This window comes from Xenorhabdus entomophaga, assembly GCF_037996725.1.
GTDB lineage: Bacteria > Pseudomonadota > Gammaproteobacteria > Enterobacterales > Enterobacteriaceae > Xenorhabdus > Xenorhabdus khoisanae.
This window is the reverse complement of record NZ_JBBMXH010000562.1, coordinates 1-218: the sequence shown is the minus strand read 5'-3', so window position 1 is coordinate 218 and position 218 is coordinate 1. Positions and strand designations below refer to the sequence as shown.

1 protein-coding gene is annotated in these 218 nt (G+C 50.9%); it reads left to right on the top strand.

The features are described from left to right. Positions 1 to 218 (top strand): IS66 family transposase (locus AAC854_RS24060; RefSeq protein WP_340619230.1); only part of this gene is annotated, 218 nt, incomplete at both ends.

The window sequence follows — 218 nt, the reverse complement described above, 5'->3', positions numbered from 1 at the left end:
CGGCAGGTGTGCTTATATTCTTAAGCATGAAGCGGGATTATGGGTTTTTCTCCATCATAAAAACATCCCGTTGACCAACAACGAGGCGGAGCGGTGCCTGCGTGGCAGTGTAATCATGCGAAAAATCTGCTTTGGGACAAATTCCTATCGGGGTGAACAGTACCGCTCCCGACTGCTGTCGGTGGTGGAAACCTGCAAACAACGGGGATTATCGGCAC